Raw genomic sequence first — 18762 nt, 5'->3', positions numbered from 1 at the left:
GCCTACCGGCCGCCGATCCGCCGTGCGCGGACGCCGTACGACTCTCCGCCCGGCCCCACGTCCTTCGCGCTGCTCTCCCCTGTCACATCCGCGCCCGCGCCGATCTCGTCGGCGGCGACTCCGGCCTGACGTCCGTGGACGACGTCGGCGGTGGCGGTGCCGCGCACGACCGTGGTGCCCGAGGGCTCCCGGCCCGGCTCGCCCGCGAAGGTGATCCGGCGGCCGGAGACCCGCTCCAGCAGGGCCCGCAGCTCGGCCACGGCCCGCAGCTGGTCCTCGTCCTCGGGGTCCACCGACTCCCCCACGTGCACCCGGACGAGTCCGGGCGTGGACAGCAGCGCGACGAAGGCGTCGGCGTGCTCGTCGAGGACGGAAGGGTCGTCGGGGACGAGCCGCAGCTCCCCCAGGAACACCCCCTCCGGCGGGGTGCCCGTGGTCTCGGCCGTCCTGCCCCGCCGCCAGGAGCTGATCAGTTCCTGTGCCTGCTGGTAGAGGAACCGGACCCCTTCGGTCAGCGTCGTGGTGACCACTCCGGCGATCGCGCCCTCGATCATGTGAAACCCCCCGATGTCCGACGCGGACGCTCTCACTGTAGTGGCGGAGGGCCGCCCGGGCACCCGTCGCGCGCCGGGTGCCGGGGCGGGGCGGCCGGTGTCAGCGGCGCTGCCGCTTCCACGGCCCCGTGATGGCGACCAGGATTCCCGGGTCCTGGATGTTGGCGTAGAGGGTCTTTCCGTCGCACGAGAAGGTGACGCCGGCGAACTCGCTGTACTCCGGCTCCTCTTCGGTGCCGATGTTCAGGTCGTTGCGGGCGATCGGGTAGGTGCGGCCGCTGTCGGTGGCGCCGAAGAGGTGGGAGACGCCCTCGCCGTCCTCGGCGAGGACGATGCCGCCGTAGGGGGAGACGGTGATGTTGTCGGGGCCGTCGAAGGCACCGTCGACGGAGGGGTCGGGGTTGACGCCGAGGAGCACCTTCAGGGTGAGGGTGCGGCGCTTGGGGTCGTAGAACCAGACCTGGCCGTCGTGCTGGACGGGGCTCTCGTCACGGGCGTAGGAGGAGACGATGTAGGCACCGCCGTCGCCCCACCACATGCCCTCCAGCTTGCGGGCGCGGGTGATCTCGCCCTCGCCGAACTGCTTGCGCACCTCGACGGTCCTGCCGTCCCGGTCGGGTACGTCCACCCAGTCGACGCCGTAGACCGTGCCGGTCTTCGTGGCGCGGGAGAGGTCGTCGACGTACTTGCCGCCGGAGTCGAAGCACTTGGGGGCCTGGAGGACGCCGGCGTCGTCGGCGAGGGTGCGGAGCTTTCCGCGGCCGTGCTCGAAGCCCTTGGGCGGGGTCCAGCGGAAGAAGAGGCCGTTGGGCTCGCTGTCGTCCTCGGTGAGGTAGGCGTGGCCGCGCCTGGGGTCGATGACGACGGCCTCGTGGTCGTACCGGCCGAAGAACTTCAGGGGCTTGGGGTTCTTGTTGGCGCGCCGGTCGATGGGGTCGACCTCGAAGACGTAGCCGTGGTCCTTGGTCATGCCGTTGGTACCGGCGCGGTCGGAGTTCTCCTCGCAGGTGAGCCAGGTGCCCCAGGGGGTGCGGCCGCCCGCGCAGTTGGTGGAGGTGCCGGCGATGCCGACCCATTCGGCGACCCGTCCGTCGGGGCGGACCTCGACGACCGTGCAGCCGCCGGACGCGGCGGGGTCGTAGACGAGGCCCTCGGTGAGCGGGACGGGGTACTTCCAGTTCGCGCGCGGGCCCTTCAGCTCGTGGTTGTTGACGAGGAGGGTGGTGCCGCGCGGACCGTCGAAGGTGCCGGTGCCGTCGTGGTTGGAGGGGGTGAACTCGCCCGACTCCAGTTTGGTCCTTCCGCTGTACGTGATGACGCGGTACCGGAACCCGGCGGGCAGGGCGAGGATGCCGTCGGGGTCGGGGAGCAGCGGGCCGTAGCCGACGCCGCCGTAGGTCTCCGCGGAGGTGTCCGCGCCTTCGGTCTCGGCGGAGGCGAGGGCGTTCGGAGCGGTGGCGAGGGCGCCGACGCTGCCCGCCAGCGCGACACCGGCACCGGTGATCGCGGACGTTCTGGCGAAGTCCCTGCGGGTGAGCGACATGCTGTCTCCTGTGACGGGGGGTATGCCGTGTGGAGGGTGGCGGACCTCGGTCCGCGCCACCGTCCCGCCCGCGGCTGAACGGCGGTTGAACTCCGGGCGACGTCCCCGGGCCCGCTTGCGTTAATCCGTAAGGGCGGCGGGTGACGTCGACGTGGGGACAGTGTCTAGCCGACGCCCAGCACGGACACCGCCACGCCCAGGCACAGCATCAGGCCGGTCCAGGGCATGGCCCGGGTGAGGTGCCGGTTCTTGGCGTGCGCGATGCAGCCCAACAGGCGGGCCATGTCCCAGAGTTGGGCGCACAACTTGCGGGGGTCGGTGGCCGGTGGGATGTCCAGGCCCATGAAGCCGAAGGGGCTGCGCGGCAGCGGGGTGTGCAGCCGGGGCCGCATCGCCCGCCCGAGATGGAAGCCGGAGACGAGGAAGGCACAGGCGAACGCGGCCAGCACGATCCGCCCCACTGTTCCGAACCGCTGGCCACCGGGCGCCCCGAGGGTGGTCACCACGGCGACCACTCCCCCGGTGTGCGCGACGAGCATGCTGTTGATCTTCGCGTCGGCCTCCTGGACGTATCCCTGGAACGCGGTCAGCGCCCCGAGTCCCGCCGCCAGCGCCATCTCGACGGTCCGTCCGTCCCCGTGGTCGGTCATCGGCTCCCCCTGGTCGTTCCCCTGCTCCCAGGATCGGGGCGCCGGCGGCACGGTCCCGTGTCGCCCGTCAGGTGACGGGATGGCGCCGGAGCGCGGACGCGTACGGCGGCGCGCCCGCGGGGCGCGGACACCGGACGTGCGTCCCGTCGGAGCTGAACACGCCGGAGCCGAACACGGCGGTGCCGTAGCCGTGCACGACCGTCGTGTACCGCTGGACCAGGAACCCGCGGCAGGCCACGCCGCCTCCCGTGAGCGGTGCCGCGTGGCTGGTGCCGGGCGCCTGGGCCGCCGCCGCTCCCTGCCGGACGCCATTACCGGCCGTGTCCCGGAGGGCGGTCCCGGCCGTGTCCCGAACCCCTGTCCTGGACGTGCCCCCGACGCCGGTGTCCGGTGCGGGCGTCGCGGCCGGACCCGTGGCGGGCGAGGGGGTCAGGCCGGGCCGGTCGTAGGAGCGCGAGGTCGACGGTTCGGGCCGGTCGGGGTCGGGGGCGAGGGTGGCGGTGGCCCAGGCCGAGGCCTCACGCGGGGTGTCCTTGCCCGACGACCAGGACGCCATGGAGGGCAGCAGGACGGCGGCCGCGGCGATCGCCACCGCGGGCACCAGGGTCGCCACCAGCAGCTTGGGGGTCCGCCCGACCACCCGGGCGGCGCGGCGGGCCCCGGGCGTCACGGTCCGGCCCAGGAAGCGCGTGAACCGGGCGAGGAGCCCCTCCGGCCGCATCGCTTTGGCGACCTCGTCCGCCGAGTGCCCGGGCATCCCGATCCAGGCCTTGTACGTCTCGTCGACGTCGCCCTTGGCCCGCACGTCGACCGGGGCGAAGCCGCCCGGGTCGATGTCGGTCCACCCCTGCCGAATCGTTTGCTCGAAGACATGCTTGCTGATGATCAGCACCACCGGCTGCTCCGTGAGCACCTGCTGGACCCGTTTCGCCTGGGCGCAGTTGACCAGCCGTTCCGCTTCGACGGCCGCCCGGCCCGCGATCCCCAACCTGCTGTCGGCCACCAGACCCGTGACGACCGCGAGGCGGACCCGCAGCGGCCGGTCGAAGCCCTGTTTGCGGCTCTCCTCGGCGAGGCTGTCGCAGAACGCCGGAACGTACTTCGCCAGGACGTCGTTCACCCGGTGGCTGATCCACTGGGCGAGGAACCCGTCACCCAGCGGCTGCACCCCGAGCGGGTCGGCGCTCACCGCGGCCGCCGTCTCGTGGGCACAATGCAGCGCCTCCTGCGCCTGGCGCATCTCATGGACCGTCAACTGGCTGTACGCGCACAGATCCACACCCAGGAAGACCCGGTCGGAGGGCTGGCCGGATCCGGCTCCCGCGGCGGAGTCGGACAGGTTGTCGGTCAAGGTCGTCGGACCTCTCCATGGCAGGAGACGGAATGAAGCTCGGTAACTGTCGGTGATAGCACGAGCACAGGGCCCATGTCATTCCGCCGATCGGCCCACCGGACGCGCCCCGGCCGGTCACTCGGTCCCGGCCACCGTCCGCAGCCCCGGCAGGTCCGTGACGATGATCCGCCGGTGCTGGGCGTCGACGAGGCCGCGCAGCTCCCTGAGCGTCCGGTACGCCGTGCTCTCCGAGACCCCGATCAGGTCGCCCCACTCCACCTGTTTCAGGTCCACCGGAAGGATGACGTCGTGCCCGCGCACCGATTGACCGAAGTCGTCGGCCATCTCCACCAGCACTCGGGCCAACCGCCCCTTGGGGCTCCTGCGGTTGTGGTCGATACGGCGCCGGGTGGCGGCCGCCAGTTTCCGGCCGACGGACTCCTGGAGGCGGTGCTGTACGGCCGGACGGGCGTCCTTCACCTCGTCGAAGTCGCCCCAGGCGAGCCGTACGGCCGTCACCGGCTCGCTGCCGCAGGCGATCACCGACGCGCTGCGCGGCACCCCGGCCATGCCGGCGAGTTCGCCCACGAGATCGCCGCCGATCCGGACGGCGAGCAGGCTCCGGCCGCCTCCCGGCAGGGCGGCGGTGACCTTGACGTAGGAGGAGAGCAGCAGGAAGACGTCCGAGGCGGGCTCGCCCTCCCTGATCAGCAGGGTGCCGCGCGGATAGACGGCCCGCTGTCCGCGTCCGACGAGGGCGAGTTGGTCGGCCGGACCCAGGCCGCCGAGGAAGCTGCCGCCGCGCCAATGGCGGCGCGCCTCCCGGAGCAGTCGCTCAGCAGCAGCCGCGTCCATGCGCACTCCGCCGATCCGAAGGGTGACCCGCACCGGGATGGTGCCCACCCGGCGGGTCCGTGTCACCTCCGGGCCTGGAACAGGTCAATCGCGGTGCCTCGTCGGGAGACGGAGGAACAGGTCAATCGCGGTGCCTCGTCCAGAGACTGAGGCACCGTCAGGCCACGGTTTCCCTCAACTCCCCTGCTGGGAACGCGCCTTGAAGGCCGCCTTCCTGGCTTCCTTCGCCACCCGCTTGTCCGGGTGCAGCCGTCCCATCGCCTCCAGCACGTCCGCCGTCGCCGGGTGGTCCACCCGCCAGGCCGCCGTGAAGAAGCCGCTGTGCTGCTGGGCCAACCCCTCGACCAGGCCCCGCAGTTCGTCGGAGTTGCCCTCGGCGGCGAGCTGCGCGGCGACCGTGTCGACGGTCAGCCAGAACACCAGGTCCTCGGAGGGCGCGGGCACGTCGGAGGCGCCCCGCTCGGTGAGCCAGACGCGGGCCAGTCCGCCCAGTTCGGGGTCGTCGAGCACCGCGCGCAGGGCGGGTTCGGCCTCGGCGCCCACCAGGGACAGCGCCTGCTGGCAGCGCAGTCGGCGCAGCGGCGCCCCGGCGTCCAGGCCCTTGGCCGCGGCCAGCAGCTCCCGGGTGGCGGCGAGGGGTTCGCGGCGGGCCAGCCACTGCTCGGTCTCGGCCTGGGCCGCCGCGGGCGGGAAGCCGGCCGTGCCGTCGAGGAGCGCGTCGGCGCCCTTGTCCGCGAGGTCTCCGACGGCGGGCGCCTCGAAGCCGGCGTCCAGCAGCCGCGCGCGCAGGCCGTAGAGGCCGAGGGGGGTCAGCCGGACCATGCCGTAGCGGGAGACGTCGGTGTCGTCGACCGGAGCCGCGGGCTCCTCGTCGGCGTCCGCCATCAGCGCCTCGTCGACCGGCTGGTACTCCACGAGGCCGACCGGCTCCAGCAGCCGGAACTGGTCGTCCAGGCGCATCATCGCGTCGGACACCTGCTCCAGCACGTCGTTGGTGGGCTCCCCCATGTCACTGGGCACGATCATCGAGGCGGCCAGGGCAGGCAGCGGCACGGGGCCCTCGCCCGGTCCGTCCTCGGTGACGGTGAGCAGGTAGAGGTTGCCGAGCACGCCGTCCAGGAACTCGGACTCGGCCTCCGGGTCCCAGTCGAGCTCGGAGAGGTCGACCTCGCCGCCCGCCTCCATGGCGCCGACGATGTCGTCCAGGTCGGGCACGCTCGCGTCGGCGAGCACGGTCTCCAGTGCGCCGAGCCACACCCCGAGCACGTCGTGCGGGGCGCCCCCGGTCAGCAGGGCCAGGTCCTCGCCGGCCGCCACGGTGCCCGCCTCCTCGTCGGCGATCTCGACGAGCCCGGTGTCGACGGCGACCCGCCAGGCCTCACTGGCGTACGCGGCGGCCTCGTCCCCGCTCAGTCCGAGGGCCTCGGCGGCCTCGGGCAGCTGCTCCTCGACGAGTCCGCCCCCGGCGTCGACGCGGGTGTCCGGGCCGGCCCAGCGAGCCAGTCGCGCGGCCCGGGACAGCAGGGGCGTGGACAGCGCATCCCGCGCCAGCTCCGCTTCGGGGTGCAGTCGCACCGGCGGCAAGGGGGAGCTGTCTGTCATCGGCTGGTTCTCCTAGGGCGCGTGCTACCACTCAGCCGCTCAGCCTAGACGGATTTCCACCCATGCCGCCCGGTTCATCTCCCGGTCGGCCCGCGTACATGGCTGAAACCTTGACAAGTGGGCTGACCAGGCAGGAGATTGACGCGCGTAGAAATCTGGCGGACATCTGTTCACCGTATTGTCTACGCGCGTCGTCACCGCCCCACAGGTGCGGCTCCCACGGTTCCACGTTCCACCCTCGTCCCGGCGCCCATGTACGTCCCCGGAGGGATCCCGTTGCCGAGCAAGTCTTCCGCGCGTCTCGCCGCGCTCACCGTCGCCGCCGTCTGTTCCGCGGCGTCCACCGTCGTCCTCACCTCGCCCGCGCACGCCGCTGACGTCGCCGTTCACGACATCCAGGGCACCACCCGGATATCCCCGTACGCCGGTCAGGCGGTCACGGGCGTGACCGGCATCGTCACCGGTATACGCACCTACGGCTCCTCCAGAGGCTTCTGGATCCAGGATCCGAACCCGGACGCGAACCCGGCGACCAGTGAGGGCGTCTTCGTCTTCACCAGCTCCACGCCGAAGGGCGTCGCGGTCGGTGACGCGGTCACGGTCTCCGGCACCGTCTCGGAGTACGTCCCGGGCGGCACCTCCTCCGGCAACCAGGCACTGACCGAAATCGTGCGCCCGACGGTGACCGTCGTCTCCAGCGGCAACCCCGTCCCGGCCGCCACCGTCGTCTCCGCGCGGTCGGTGCCGAGCGCCTACGCCCCGGCCGGCGACCCCGCCGCGGGCAACTCGATCAACGGCCTGCCCCTGCGGCCGACGCAGTACGCCCTGGACTACTACGAGTCCCTGGAGGGCATGAACGTCCAGGTCGCCGACGCCCGCGTGGTGGGCGCCACCGACCCGTTCACCGAGCTGTGGGTCACGGTGAAGCCGCGCGAGAACGCCAACCGGCGCGGCGGCACGGTCTACGGCTCCTACGCCTCGCAGAACACCGGCCGGATCCAGATCCAGTCGCTGGGCGCCACCGCGGACTTCCCCGCCGCGAACGTCGGGGACACCCTCACCGGCACCACGGCGGGCCCGCTGGACTACAACCAGTTCGGCGGCTACACCCTGGTCGCCAACAAGGTCGGCACGCTCAGGAGCGCCGGTCTCGCGCGCGAGACGACCGAGAAGCAGAAGAGGGGCGAGCTGGCGGTCGCGACGTACAACGTCGAGAACCTCGACCCGGGCGACGCCACCTTCGAGGAGCACGCCGCCGCGATCGTCCACAACCTCCAGGCGCCCGACATCGTGTCCCTGGAGGAGATCCAGGACAACAACGGCGCGACGAACGACGGCACGGTCGCCGCCGACCGGACGGTGCAGAAGCTGATCGACGCGATCGCGGCCGCCGGCGGCCCGACGTACGACTGGCGCTCGATCGACCCGGTCGACAAGGCCGACGGCGGCGAGCCGGGCGGCAACATCCGCCAGGTGTTCCTGTTCAACCCGGAGCGGGTCTCCTTCACCGACCGCGCGGGCGGCGACGCCACCACCGCCGTCGGGGTCACCAAGGAGAAGGGCAAGGCCGCGCTGACGGTCTCCCCCGGCCGTATCGAGCCGGCGAACGCCGCCTGGGCCAACAGCCGCAAGCCGCTGGCCGGCGAGTTCGTCTTCCGCGGCCGGACGGTCTTCGTGATCGCCAACCACTTCAACTCCAAGGGCGGCGACCAGGGGCTGACCTCGCAGTACCAGCCGGTGGCGCGCAGCTCGGAGGTCCAGCGCCACCAGCAGGCGACGCTGGTGAACGCCTTCGTCAAGGACATCCTGGCCACCCAGAAGAACGCGGACGTCGTCACCCTCGGCGACATCAACGACTTCGAGTTCTCCGACACCGCGAAGATCCTGGAGTCCGACGGCGCGCTCTGGTCGGCGATCAAGTCGCTGCCGAAGAGCGAGCGTTACTCCTACGTCTACCAGGGCAACGCGCAGGTCCTGGACCAGATCCTGGTCAGCCCGTCGATCCGGACGTCCTGCGACTTCGAGTACGACAGCGTGCACGTCAACTCGGAGTTCCACGACCAGATCAGCGACCACGACCCGCAGGTGCTGCGCTTCGAGCCGTAGGCAGGGACCGGTCAGGGCCGGCTGAACACGCCGTTCAGCCAGCCCTGCCACTCCGACTCGCACTCCTTGATGTCGGTGCCCGGAGTGAAGTCGTGCAGGGAGATGCCGACCGGGTGGCCCCAGTGGTTGCGGCCGAAGATCCGGGTGAGGCCCCGGTCGGTGCGCAGGCCGATGAAGTACGGGTCGCGGTAGTCGACCACGGCCTCGAACGCGTCGGGCCCGTGGACCGTCACGCGGGTGCCCGCGGCCACGTCCTCCCCGACGCCGAGCGCCCGTCCCACGGCGGCCAGGGCGTCGGCGGCCTTGGACGCCTCGGGTCCGTCGAAGGTGGCGAAGGCGGCCGGGCGGGGCGCGAAGTGGACCAGGTACTCGCGCAGGGTGTGCAGGTAGAAGTCGGTGTGCTTGGCGGCGCCGTCGTACTGGTTGTCCCAGTCGTCGACGAAGATCCCGCTGTGCACGTACCGCACCCAGGCGCGGCGGCCGTCGTCGCGGGGCTCGACGGTGTAGTCGAGCTGGTTCATCGTCTGCTCGGAGATGCCCTCGACGTTCTCGACACGGTTGGTGTAGCGGTGCGGCGGGTCCCAGGCGGTGACGGTGGACCCGAAGGGCCCGCTGCCGCCGACCCGGGGCTCCGGCGGCTCCATGGGCCACAGATAGCCACCGGTTCCGGTGGTGATCGCCTCCCACACCTGCTCCGGTGTGGCGTCGACCTCGAACTCGCGGGCGATCTCGAACTCTTTGGGCTCAGTGGACATGATCTACTCCAACTCGGTCTGCTTGAGCGAGGGTTCAGCGTCTTTGAGGGTGGGATGAACGGCCACGACGATCCGGTGGTCACGGCCGCCCTCGGCGTCCGGAGCGTCGTACTTGCGGATCAGGGCGGTGACTCCCGCCGTCAACTCCTGGACGAACGCGGCCCGTTCGGCGGCCGAGGCGAAGCGCACCTCGCCGTCCAGCGCGAAGGTCGCGAGTCGTTGCCGCGCCTTCGTCGCGCCGGTGATCAGCGAGCCGACGTCCCGGACCAGCCGGGCGCCGAGGGCGAGCAGCCAGCGCGCGGACAGCTGGTCCCGGAAGCGGTCCGGGTCCGGCTGCACGGCGGCGAGCGCGAGCGGTGAGATGACGTACGACGCCGCGGTCGCCCGCATCAGCCGCTCGGTGACATTGCCCTTGCGGCGCTCGTCGGCCAGCTCGACCAGGCCGTGCCGCTCCAGTGCCTTGAGGTGGTAGTTCACCTTCTGGCGGGGCAGCCCGACCTGACCGGCCAGCATGGCGGCCGACGCGGGGCCGGCCGCCAGCTCGGCGAGCAGCCTGGCCCTGATGGGGTCCAGGGAGACGGCTGCGGCCTCGGGGTCCTCGATCACGGTGACGTCCAGCATGGGTCCACCGTTTCACCGAAAACTTTTTTTGTCCAGACCGATAGAGTTGTCGGGTCGGCGAGGGATCCGGTCCTAGTCCGGAACCAGGCCGAGCGCGTGGTCGTAGCGGCTGACCGTGCTGTGCTTCAGGCCCGGCCAGGTCTGTACGCGCTCCCACATCTCGGTGGCCGAACCGATGCCGTCGCCCGGGGCGGCGAGCGCCTCGATGTGGGCCTGGGCGCTCTCCCACTCGGCGTAGTTGAGGACACGGGTGCCGTCGGTGCTGAGGTGGAAGTGGGCGGACATCCCGCCGGGGTGGAGGTCGGTCTCGCTCTCCAGCGCTTCGAAGACGGCGTCGACCCAGGCGCGCTGCCGGTCGGCGTCGGAGCTCTCGAACTCGACGTCGACGATCACGACGCAGCCCGGGACGCGGGTGTCGCCCTCCCGGACGGCGCTGCGGTAGTGCCGGTAGCGGCCGAGCCAGAGCCGCTCGATGCCGGGTACGGCGGTGTCGATCTCGTCGTTGCGCTCCTGCCGGCGGGTCCGCGCGAAGGCCTCGTAGGCCTGCTCGTCCCGCCACTGCGAGTGGTGGAGCAGGCTGGAGGCGTCCTGGCCGGTGTAGACGTGGTAGCCGAGCAGCCCGTCGGACGGCCAGGGGCGGCGCTCCCAGGCACGGGCGATCGCCTCCACGGTCTGCCGCTGCCGCAGCGGGGTGCCCACCCGCCAGGTGCTGAAGAAGCGGGCCTCGGTATCGGTGCGGGTGAGGTCGGGGTGGGTCTCGGTACGGCGGGTCATGGCTGCCTCCGTCACTCGGCGCGGATCGCGGACTACGTGCAGCCACCACCCTTCAACCTCAACCAAGATTCAGGTCAAGCAGCCGATTCGAGCGGCGGATTCGGGTGACCCGCCTGTCCATGGACGAGAAGGCCGAAAAGGCAGGTCGGGCCGAGGAGCCCGAGGTGGACAGTCCTTCCGAGTTGCCCGCACGGTCGTGGCGGGCGGTGCTGCGGCGCACGTTCAAGGAACTGCTGGACGACGAACTGGCCGACCGGGCCGCCGCGTTGACGTACTACGGCGTCCTGTCCCTGTTCCCGGCGCTGCTGGTGATGGTGTCCCTGCTGGGTGTGGTGGGACAGCGGGCGACGGACAAGATCCTCGACAACATCGGGGACCTCGCCCCCGGTCCGGCCCGGGACATCCTGCGCGACGCGGTGGTCCAGCTGGGCGACAGCGGCGGAACGGGCAGTGTGCTCGCGATCATCGGCCTGCTCGCCGCGCTGTGGTCGGCGTCCGGCTACGTCGCCGCGTTCATCCGTACGTCCAACGCCGTGTACGACCTGCCCGAGGGGCGCCCGGTGTGGAAGCTGACCCCGCTGCGGCTGGCGCTCACCGTGGTCCTGATGCTGATGCTGGCCGCGAGCGCGCTGATCGTGGTGTTCACGGGCCCGCTGGCCGAGCGGGCCGGCACGACGATCGGGCTCGGCGACGAGGCGATCGCGGTGTGGGACGTCGCCAAGTGGCCCGTCCTGCTGCTCCTGGTGATCCTGATGATCGCCCTGCTGTACTGGGCGGCCCCCAACGTCCGTGGCCGCGGCTTCCGTTGGATCAGCCCCGGCAGCGTCCTCGCCACCTTGATCTGGCTCGCCGCCTCGGCCGGCTTCGCCCTCTACGCGGCCAACTTCGGCTCCTACAACAAGACCTACGGCACCCTCGCCGGCGCCATCGTCTTCCTCGTCTGGCTCTGGCTCACCAACCTCGCCATCCTCCTGGGCCTCGAGTTCGACGCGGAACTGGCCCGCGAGCGCGCCATCAGCGACGGACAGCCGCCCTCTCAGGAGCCGTACGTCGAACCCCGCGACACCCGCAAGTGGCCCCCACGTCTGAGGGCGGCCCGGGGGAAGTGAGCGGGGCGGCGGGGCGGGGGCGGCGGGGCGGCGTCCGGCAGGACCGGCGCGGCCATCGGACCGGCCCGCGCATTCCGCGTCCACGCGGAGCCGAGCGAGAAGGCCGGTCGGTCGCACCGCGCTCCACGGAGAGACAGTCGGCGACGCCACGGAACCGAACGTGCGGCGCCTGGACCGCGGTGGCGAACAGGCGGCGGGAGGCGGGCGCCGGCCGCGCTCAGTGGTAAGCCGTCGGCCGCTCAGTGGTGAGCCGCCGGCGCGGAACCGAACCCGACGGCGATCGGCGGTCGGCGATCTGCGGTCGGCCCACACCACGCAGCGCGGAGCGCAGCCGGGGGGGGCGGGCGTGCGGGGGTGCGGAAGAACGGAGGCTGCCCGCCCGGAACGGAAGCATGCCGCCGTGCTCAGGCGCGGAAGCATGCCCGGGCAAGCCGAGGGCCGCGGCCCGTTCTCGACGGGACGCGGCCCACAACGCGTACCGCCGCTATCGCTTTCGGGGATACCGCCAGGCCACGACCACGACGAATCCGACGGCCGCGCCGATGGCGAGTGCGGGGCGGGGGTGTCGTATCGCCGCCTGGACTACGGGGCGGGCGGGCCAGGGGACCGCGTGCTCCGCGCGGTGCTCCAGGGTGTGGCCCGCCCGGGCCGCCCTGTCCTGGGCGGTGTGACCGCTTCGCGCGGCCCTGTCCTGCACGAGGTGCCCGGCGTGGGTCGCCCTGTCCTGCACGAGGTGTCCGGCGTGCGAGGCCTTGTCCTGTACCGCGTGCCCGGCGTGCGAGGCCCTCTCCTGCATCAGGTGGCCGGCGTGTGCGGCGCTGCTGCGGAGCTGGACCGTCATCGCGCCGGCCTTGTCCCGGAGGTCGGCCGCCCGGGCCCGGGCGCGTCCCTTGACATCCATCTTTCCGGCCAACTCCTCCACCGTGTCGCCGAGTTCACTACGGGTGCGTTCGATCTGCCGCCGCAGCTCGTCGGGCCCCTTGGCGCCGAGCTCCTGCGCGGCCCCGCCACCCGTTCCCTGTCCCTGTGCCGCCTTGTCCGTCATCGGTGCGCCCTTTCCCTGATCTCCTCGACATCGGCCCTGACGCTCCCGAGGGCCTCCTCGGGTGTGGGCGGTGTGGCGCGCCGCAGCTGGGCGCGGCCCGTCACCGCGAGCAGACCGGCGAGCGCGAACAGCACGCCCGTCACGATGAGCGCCGCGGCCCAGACGGGCAGCGTCAGCGAGAGTGCGGCGGCGGCCGTGGCGGCCAGGGCGAGGAAACCGGCGTAGGCGACGGCACCCGCCGCGCCGATCAGTCCGCCGCCGCGTCCCGCCCGGCGTCCCTTCTCGGCCAGTTCCTCCTTGGCGAGGGCGACTTCCTGCCGTACGAGCCGGGAGAGCTGTTCGCTGGCCTGTCCGACGAGTTCGCCCACCGAATGGTGTTCGTCGTGGGTCTGGGTCGGCCTGGGGGCCGTGGTACCGGTCACGATGTTCCGCCTCCTCTCGGTTCCGGAACCCCCGGGTACCCTGGCCGGCCCCCGCTACCCCTGCGGCGCCCCACCCGGGCCGTGTCCGCCGAGGCGGGCCAGCTGGGCCTGGAACCAGTCGAGCCGGGCCTGCAACAGGGCGGCCTCCGCGGTGAGTTCGGGCACCCCGAGCCCCTCGGGCGGGTCGAACCCGGCGATCGTGCTCCCGGCGCCGGCCACCACGCGCAGCCGGTCCCCGGCCAGCCGGGCGAAGTCGGCGAGCGAGAGGGACGTACGGCCGCGGACACAGCCGGCGCAGGAGGGGACCAGCGCGCGCCACCCCGGCCGGCCCCAGCCGGCGTCGGCCAGCGCCGCCGCGACCGTGCCGCAGGCGCAGGGGCCGACGGTGACGGTGCGGACTCGCTGACGGGCGTAGCGGAAGCCGCGCTCGAAGCGGATGTAGCGGCCGAGGACGGAGACCTCCAGCAGGGCGGCGGTCCGGTGCTCGGCCGTGCACAGCAGTGCCTCGGCCGTCGTGCGGTCGTGCACGCAGTGGAAGCCGCAGTCGCAGCGGCGGTGCGGTGCCTTGTGCCTCAGGCCGTACACGCAGGACGCGTCGGCCAGCACTCCGTACGGCAGCGCGCCGCCCAGCGACACACCGGTGAACCCGGCCCCGGTGCCGTCGTGGGACAGCACCGGGTGGGCGATCTTGTATCCGGTCGGCGGCTCCGTCGGGCGTTCCTCGGGGAGCCGCAGTCTCATCGGGCGGCCGGGGCCTCTTCGGGCGCCTTCAGTTCCTTGAGCTCCTCGGGGAGTTCGAGTTCTTCGTCGTGGGCTTCGGGCCGCTCCTCCGCGACTCCGGTGGCGAGTGCCTTCCCGAGCTTCATGACGCCTCCCATGACCAGGGGTCGTTGACCGTCCTCGCCATGGTGGCCCATGGGAGCCCGGTTTGGACATAGGGCCTCTCCCCCAGAAAACATCGCAGCAACTCTTAGGGGTACACCGTAGAAGAATTAAGTGGAGCTTCACTGTCATCCCGCCGAGACTGTCCGTATGACGACACCCCCATCCTCGGCACCCCCGGCCCCGCCGCCCCCGGCCCCGCCCTTCGGCCGCGCCCTCTGCGCCATGATCACGCCCTTCACCGACTCGGGCGCGCTGGACCTCGACGGTGCGCGGGCGCTCGCCGACCGGCTCGTGGCGCAGGGCTGCGACGGCCTCGTCCTGTCCGGCACGACGGGCGAGTCGCCCACGACGACGGACGCGGAGAAGGCCGCGCTGGTCGCGGCCGTCCGGGACGCGGTGGGCGGCCGGGCGTCGATCGTGGCGGGCGTGGGCACCTTCGACACCCGGCACACGGTCGAACTGGCCCTGGCGGCCGAGAAGGCGGGCGCGGACGGCCTGCTGGTGGTCAGCCCGTACTACAGCAGGCCCCCGCAGGACGCCCTGGAAGCACACTTCAGGGAGATCGCCGACGCCTCCGGCCTCCCCCTCGTCCTCTACGACATCCCGGGCCGCACCGGCACCCGCATCGAGCCCGACACACTGATCCGGCTCGCCGCCCACCCCCGGATCGTCGCGGTCAAGGACTGCTCCTACGACTTCCTGGGAGCCCAGAAGGTCCTGGCCCGCACGGAGTTGGCGTACTACGCGGGCTGCGACGAGCACAACCTCGCGCTGTACGCGGTGGGCGGCACGGGGTACGTGAGCACGGTCGCCAACGTGGTGCCGGCCCAACTCCGCGCCGTCCTGGACGCGTTCGACGCGGGCGAAACGGCTCGGGCCGCCCGCCTCCAGCAGCGCGCCACCCCGCTCATCGAGGCGATGATGTCCGCGGGCCTGCCCGGCGCGGTCACCACGAAGGCCCTGCTCACCGCACTCGGCCTGCCCGCGGGCCCGGTCCGCGCACCGCTCCGGCCCGCCGGCCGCGAGGCGGTCGACGGGCTGCTGGCGGCGTACGCGGAGGCGACGGCCGGCTGATCAGCGCCGGACGAAGACGGGCTCCCACTCCACGGTCTCGCGGTCGTCGTCGAACATCCGCGTGCCGCTGAGCGGGACGACCTTCTCGCTGCTGAGAGTGACCAGCACGAGCCGGGCACGGTAGGGCTCCTCCAGGCCGCTGACCCGCTCCCAGGCGATGAGCCGCTTGTCATCGGCCCACGCGAGCAGTTGGGCCCCGCGGACCTTGGTGATCTCCTTGCCGGTGCGGGGGTCGCGGATCGAGGAGTACGACCTGCCCGGCGAGCCGTCGACCTCCCTGGCCAGACCGAGGGCGGCCAGCCTGCCGTTCGGCGAGAGTCGCGCGCCGACGTCCCAGCGCAGGTGCCGCTCGTCGGCGGGCGCGGTGACCGGCTTGCCCGCGAGGTCGTAGAACTGCTCCATGCCGTCCTTCGAGCCGACGATCCGTGCGAAGAGCAGGCGGTCGTCGCGGGTGAAGGCGAAGTCCGCGCGGCCGAGGACCCCGGGGCCGTTCGTGACCCGCGACCAGGTGGCCGTGCCGGCGGCCGGGTCGACCAGGAGGAACCCGGTGCGGGGCGACGCGTGCACGCCCACCCAGCCGTCCTTGCCGGTGAGGGGGTTCCGCTTCTTGAACTGGGCGTCGGGATTCTCGGCGTACGTCGTCGCGACCAGCCTCCTGCCGTCACCGGAGAACGCGAGCCCGCCCACCCCGTGGTCGACCGGGATCCACCGCTCGACCTCCCCCGTCGCGAGGTCGAGCAGCCCGATCCGCCGGGCGGGCAGGCTCCGCTCCAGCACGGCGGCGGTCCGCAACCCGGGCGCCACCGCGACGTGGGACCACCGGCCGTCCTTCCGGTAGGTGCCGGTGCGGGTGTCGAGGAGCCGGTACGTCCGCTCGGAGGTTCCCTCGTCCTTCGTCCGCGCCACGAAGCTCTCCGTGTAGTACGCGGCGAGCGCCGACCGCCCCGCGGCGATCATGTCCTTCGGCGGTGTCTGGTCCGGGTGGGCGTGGATGCCGTCCCGGCCGACGGTGCCGACGGGATGTACGTCGCCCTTGCCGGTGTCCAGCATCGGCACGGCCACCACGACGGCGACCACGGCGGCGGTGGCCGCGGCGACGCTCGCGAGGCGGCGGACACGGCGGCGCCGGCGCACGGCCAGCACCCGGTCGGCGAGGCCCGGGGCGGCCGGGCCCTGGGCGGCGGCCTGCTCCCGCAACGTCTCGCGGACGAGTTCCTCGACGTTCATGGACGCACCTCCATGGGTGAGAAGTCACGGGACGGGCGTGGCTCGGTCCGCGCCGGGTCCAGGGCGGCCAGTTCCGGCGCGAGGGAGCGCAGCCGGGCGAGGGAGCGGTGGGTGGTGGACCGTACGGTGCCGACCGAGCAGCCCAGCAGGCGGGCCACCTCCGACTCGGGCAGGTCCTCGAAGTACCGCAGCACCAGCATGGTGCGCTGGCGAGCGGTGAGCCGGGAGAGCACCTGGCGCATCACCACGCGCAGCTCGGCCGCGGCGACCGTGTCGGCACCGGCGGTGCCCGCCTCGGGCGGCTCGGCGACGCTGACCTCCCGGCGCGGCCACTTCAGCCGCCAGCGGCCGACCTGCTGCCGGTAGAGGATCCGCCGGACGTAGGCCTCGGGCTCGTCGATCCGCTGCCACTTGCCGGCCGCCCTGACCAGCGCGTTCTGCAGCAGATCCTCGCCGGCGTGCCGGTCTCCCCCGCAGAGCAGCACGGCCGTCCTCAGCAGCGCCGACGATCTGTTCTCCACGAACTCCCGGAAACCGTCCAGCTCCGCGGCATCCATCGTCACCTTCTCTTCCCCGGCGGCCCCTGTGTCCCGCCCCTGTGCCCCTTGTGACGCGTGCGGCCCCGCGCCGCTATGCCGGCCGTCCGGAAAAGGTTTCCGCCGACCACGAAGGAGGGCGCGCAAAAGGCCGGAGCCCGTACCGCACACACATGCGATACGGGCCCCGGCCCACGGCGGGATCGATCAGCTCCAGGAGTATCCGTCGCCGAACAGCAGCACGTGCTCCAGCACGTCCTCCATCGGATCGTCCACCTGCCCGATGTTGACCAGCCCGACCCGCGGGCCGTTGTGCGCGTGGCTGTTGGTCTCGTCGGCGTACGCGGTCCCGGTCGGCAGCCAGCACACCGTTGCCAACGTCAGCGTCCCGGTCAGCCAACGCGCCACGGTGCTCGCCCGCTCGTTCCTCATCGCTCGGCCCCTCGTTCGTCGTTTCGGCGTCTGATCGGACTCTGCGTCCACCCGTTCATCTGCCGAAAGCACCAGAAGGTCACGCCGAGCAACCCGTACGTGATCAACGGGCCTCAGTTGTGGCTGTGCAGAATCTCGTTCAGCCCGCCCCACTCGGCGTTGTTCGGGACGGCCTGGACCGTGCCGGTGACCGAGTTGCGGCGGAAGAGGATGCTGTCGGCGCCGGAGAGCTCGCGGGCCTTGACGATCTGGCCGTCGGGGAGGGTGACCTTGGTGCCGGAGGTGAGGTAGAGGCCCGCCTCGACCACGCAGTCGTTGCCGAGGGCGATGCCGACGCCCGCCTCGGCGCCGATCAGCGACCGCTCGCCGATGGAGACGCGCTCCGTGCCGCCGCCGGAGAGGGTGCCCATGGTGGAGGCGCCGCCGCCGATGTCGGAGCCGTCGCCGACGACGACGCCCTGGGAGATACGGCCCTCGACCATGGAGGTGCCCAGCGTGCCGGCGTTGAAGTTGACGAAGCCCTCGTGCATGACGGTGGTGCCGGCCGCGAGGTGGGCGCCGAGGCGGACGCGGTCGGCGTCGGCGATGCGGACGCCGGCCGGGGCGACGTAGTCCGTCATCCGGGGGAACTTGTCGACCCCGAAGACGCTGACGTGCAGGCCGCGCGCGCGGGCGGCGAGCCGGACGGTCTCCAGGGTGTCCACGGCGACCGGGCCGAGGGAGGTCCAGGCGACGTTGGCGAGGTGGCCGAAGATGCCGTCGAGGTTCTGCTCGTTCGGCTTGACCAGACGGTGCGAGAGCAGGTGCAGGCGCAGCCAGACGTCGTGGGAGTCCAGCGGCTTGTCGTCGAGCGAGGAGATGACCGTACGGACCGCGACGACCTCCACACCGCGCACCTCGTCCGTGCCCAGGGCGGCCACGCCGTGCTCGCCGAGCAGTTCACGGGTGCGTTCGGCGTCCAGCCGCTCGCTGCCGGCCGGGCCGGGTTCGGCGGTGAGCTCCGGCGCGGGGAACCAGGTGTCGAGAACGGTGCCGTCGGCGGCGACGGTGGCGAGGCCGGCGGCAACAGCGCCGGTGGTACGAGGAGCAGTCGTGTCGGTCATGAGGGCAACCTAACCGCCGGGAGGCCACCGAGGCCAACCAGCACGGAGGGCGTCTCAGGTGCCGGGCGGACCTCGCACCCGAGGCGGCGACGGGCGGCACACGACGACGCCCGCGCAGGGTGCACGCCGCGTGGGG

General features: G+C 72.4%; 20 protein-coding genes. 3 read left to right on the top strand and 17 right to left on the bottom strand.

Features of this window, described 5'->3' with window-relative positions:
• Positions 1–2: 2 nt before the first annotated feature.
• From K4B79_RS06410 to K4B79_RS06385, 6 genes are all read right to left on the bottom strand, one after another.
• On the bottom strand, positions 3–554 hold the full coding sequence (locus K4B79_RS06410; protein WP_232025265.1) for a hypothetical protein: 552 nt from the start codon (positions 552–554) through the stop codon (positions 3–5).
• A gap of 100 nt (positions 555–654) precedes the next feature.
• Positions 655–2097 (bottom strand): alkaline phosphatase PhoX, encoded by a 1443-nt coding sequence (locus K4B79_RS06405; protein WP_232025264.1) that lies wholly within the window; start codon positions 2095–2097, stop codon positions 655–657.
• Positions 2098–2261: 164 nt separating this feature from the next.
• Positions 2262–2747, bottom strand: a complete 486-nt coding sequence (locus K4B79_RS06400) for a hypothetical protein (RefSeq protein ID WP_232025263.1) — start codon at positions 2745–2747, stop codon at positions 2262–2264.
• A 67-nt stretch (positions 2748–2814) separates the two neighbouring features.
• The gene (locus K4B79_RS06395) at positions 2815–4098 is read right to left on the bottom strand and encodes a hypothetical protein (protein WP_232025262.1); all 1284 of its coding nucleotides are present in this window, start codon (positions 4096–4098) and stop codon (positions 2815–2817) included.
• 117 nt (positions 4099–4215) lie between these two features.
• Positions 4216–4983 (bottom strand): Crp/Fnr family transcriptional regulator, encoded by a 768-nt coding sequence (locus K4B79_RS06390; RefSeq protein ID WP_232025261.1) that lies wholly within the window; start codon positions 4981–4983, stop codon positions 4216–4218.
• 126 nt (positions 4984–5109) lie between these two features.
• Complete coding sequence (locus tag K4B79_RS06385; RefSeq protein ID WP_232025260.1) at positions 5110–6537, bottom strand: hypothetical protein; 1428 nt, start codon at positions 6535–6537, stop codon at positions 5110–5112.
• Positions 6538–6813: 276 nt separating this feature from the next.
• On the opposite strand from K4B79_RS06385, the gene K4B79_RS06380 reads away from it, so the two are divergent.
• Positions 6814–8643, top strand: a complete 1830-nt coding sequence (locus tag K4B79_RS06380; protein ID WP_232025259.1) for an endonuclease/exonuclease/phosphatase family protein — start codon at positions 6814–6816, stop codon at positions 8641–8643.
• 11 nt (positions 8644–8654) lie between these two features.
• Here K4B79_RS06380 and K4B79_RS06375 read toward each other — a convergent pair whose 3' ends face one another.
• From K4B79_RS06375 to K4B79_RS06365, 3 genes are all read right to left on the bottom strand, one after another.
• Complete coding sequence (locus K4B79_RS06375) at positions 8655–9398, bottom strand: SRPBCC family protein (RefSeq protein WP_232025258.1); 744 nt, start codon at positions 9396–9398, stop codon at positions 8655–8657.
• Positions 9399–9401: 3 nt separating this feature from the next.
• Positions 9402–10019 (bottom strand): ArsR/SmtB family transcription factor, encoded by a 618-nt coding sequence (locus K4B79_RS06370; RefSeq protein WP_232025257.1) that lies wholly within the window; start codon positions 10017–10019, stop codon positions 9402–9404.
• 72 nt (positions 10020–10091) lie between these two features.
• Positions 10092–10793, bottom strand: coding sequence for an antibiotic biosynthesis monooxygenase (locus tag K4B79_RS06365; RefSeq protein ID WP_232025256.1), 702 nt, complete (start codon positions 10791–10793; stop codon positions 10092–10094).
• A gap of 119 nt (positions 10794–10912) precedes the next feature.
• On the opposite strand from K4B79_RS06365, the gene K4B79_RS06360 reads away from it, so the two are divergent.
• Positions 10913–11902 carry a YihY/virulence factor BrkB family protein gene (locus tag K4B79_RS06360; protein ID WP_232025443.1) on the top strand — a complete coding sequence of 330 codons (990 nt, stop codon included), beginning with the start codon at positions 10913–10915 and terminating at the stop codon, positions 11900–11902.
• 484 nt (positions 11903–12386) lie between these two features.
• On the opposite strand, the gene K4B79_RS06355 is transcribed toward K4B79_RS06360, so the two are convergent.
• Genes K4B79_RS06355 through K4B79_RS47680 form a run of 4 tightly spaced genes read right to left on the bottom strand, consistent with a single transcriptional unit; the run spans position 12387 to position 14235 of the window.
• A complete protein-coding gene (locus K4B79_RS06355) occupies positions 12387–12947 on the bottom strand; it encodes a DUF3618 domain-containing protein (protein WP_232025255.1) in 561 nt (186 codons plus the stop codon).
• Positions 12944–13369, bottom strand: a complete 426-nt coding sequence (locus K4B79_RS06350; protein WP_232025254.1) for a phage holin family protein — start codon at positions 13367–13369, stop codon at positions 12944–12946. The genes K4B79_RS06355 and K4B79_RS06350 overlap by 4 nt, the downstream gene beginning before the upstream one ends.
• 54 nt (positions 13370–13423) lie before the next feature.
• Entirely contained in the window at positions 13424–14110 is a 687-nt protein-coding gene (locus K4B79_RS06345; RefSeq protein ID WP_232025253.1) for a hypothetical protein, read from the bottom strand.
• Complete coding sequence (locus K4B79_RS47680; protein WP_269463105.1) at positions 14107–14235, bottom strand: hypothetical protein; 129 nt, start codon at positions 14233–14235, stop codon at positions 14107–14109. The genes K4B79_RS06345 and K4B79_RS47680 overlap by 4 nt, the downstream gene beginning before the upstream one ends.
• A gap of 166 nt (positions 14236–14401) precedes the next feature.
• On the opposite strand from K4B79_RS47680, the gene dapA reads away from it, so the two are divergent.
• The gene (gene dapA / locus K4B79_RS06340) at positions 14402–15328 is read left to right on the top strand and encodes a 4-hydroxy-tetrahydrodipicolinate synthase (protein ID WP_232025252.1); all 927 of its coding nucleotides are present in this window, start codon (positions 14402–14404) and stop codon (positions 15326–15328) included.
• On the opposite strand, the gene K4B79_RS06335 is transcribed toward dapA, so the two are convergent.
• The 4 genes from K4B79_RS06335 to dapD all read right to left on the bottom strand — a co-directional run bounded on the left by K4B79_RS06335 (position 15329) and on the right by dapD (position 18626).
• Positions 15329–16555, bottom strand: a complete 1227-nt coding sequence (locus K4B79_RS06335) for a WD40 repeat domain-containing protein (RefSeq protein WP_232025251.1) — start codon at positions 16553–16555, stop codon at positions 15329–15331. It abuts the gene before it with no gap.
• Entirely contained in the window at positions 16552–17112 is a 561-nt protein-coding gene (locus K4B79_RS06330) for a SigE family RNA polymerase sigma factor (RefSeq protein ID WP_232025250.1), read from the bottom strand. The genes K4B79_RS06335 and K4B79_RS06330 overlap by 4 nt, the downstream gene beginning before the upstream one ends.
• A 186-nt stretch (positions 17113–17298) precedes the next feature.
• Positions 17299–17523, bottom strand: a complete 225-nt coding sequence (locus K4B79_RS06325) for a hypothetical protein (protein ID WP_232025249.1) — start codon at positions 17521–17523, stop codon at positions 17299–17301.
• 113 nt (positions 17524–17636) lie between these two features.
• A complete protein-coding gene (gene dapD / locus K4B79_RS06320) occupies positions 17637–18626 on the bottom strand; it encodes a 2,3,4,5-tetrahydropyridine-2,6-dicarboxylate N-succinyltransferase (protein WP_232025248.1) in 990 nt (329 codons plus the stop codon).
• Positions 18627–18762: the final 136 nt, after the last annotated feature.

The sequence above is a fragment of the Streptomyces lincolnensis genome (assembly GCF_021173675.1).
GTDB lineage: Bacteria > Actinomycetota > Actinomycetes > Streptomycetales > Streptomycetaceae > Streptomyces > Streptomyces lincolnensis_B.
Note: the sequence above shows the minus strand (reverse complement) of the source record. Positions and strands in the feature narration are given on the sequence as shown.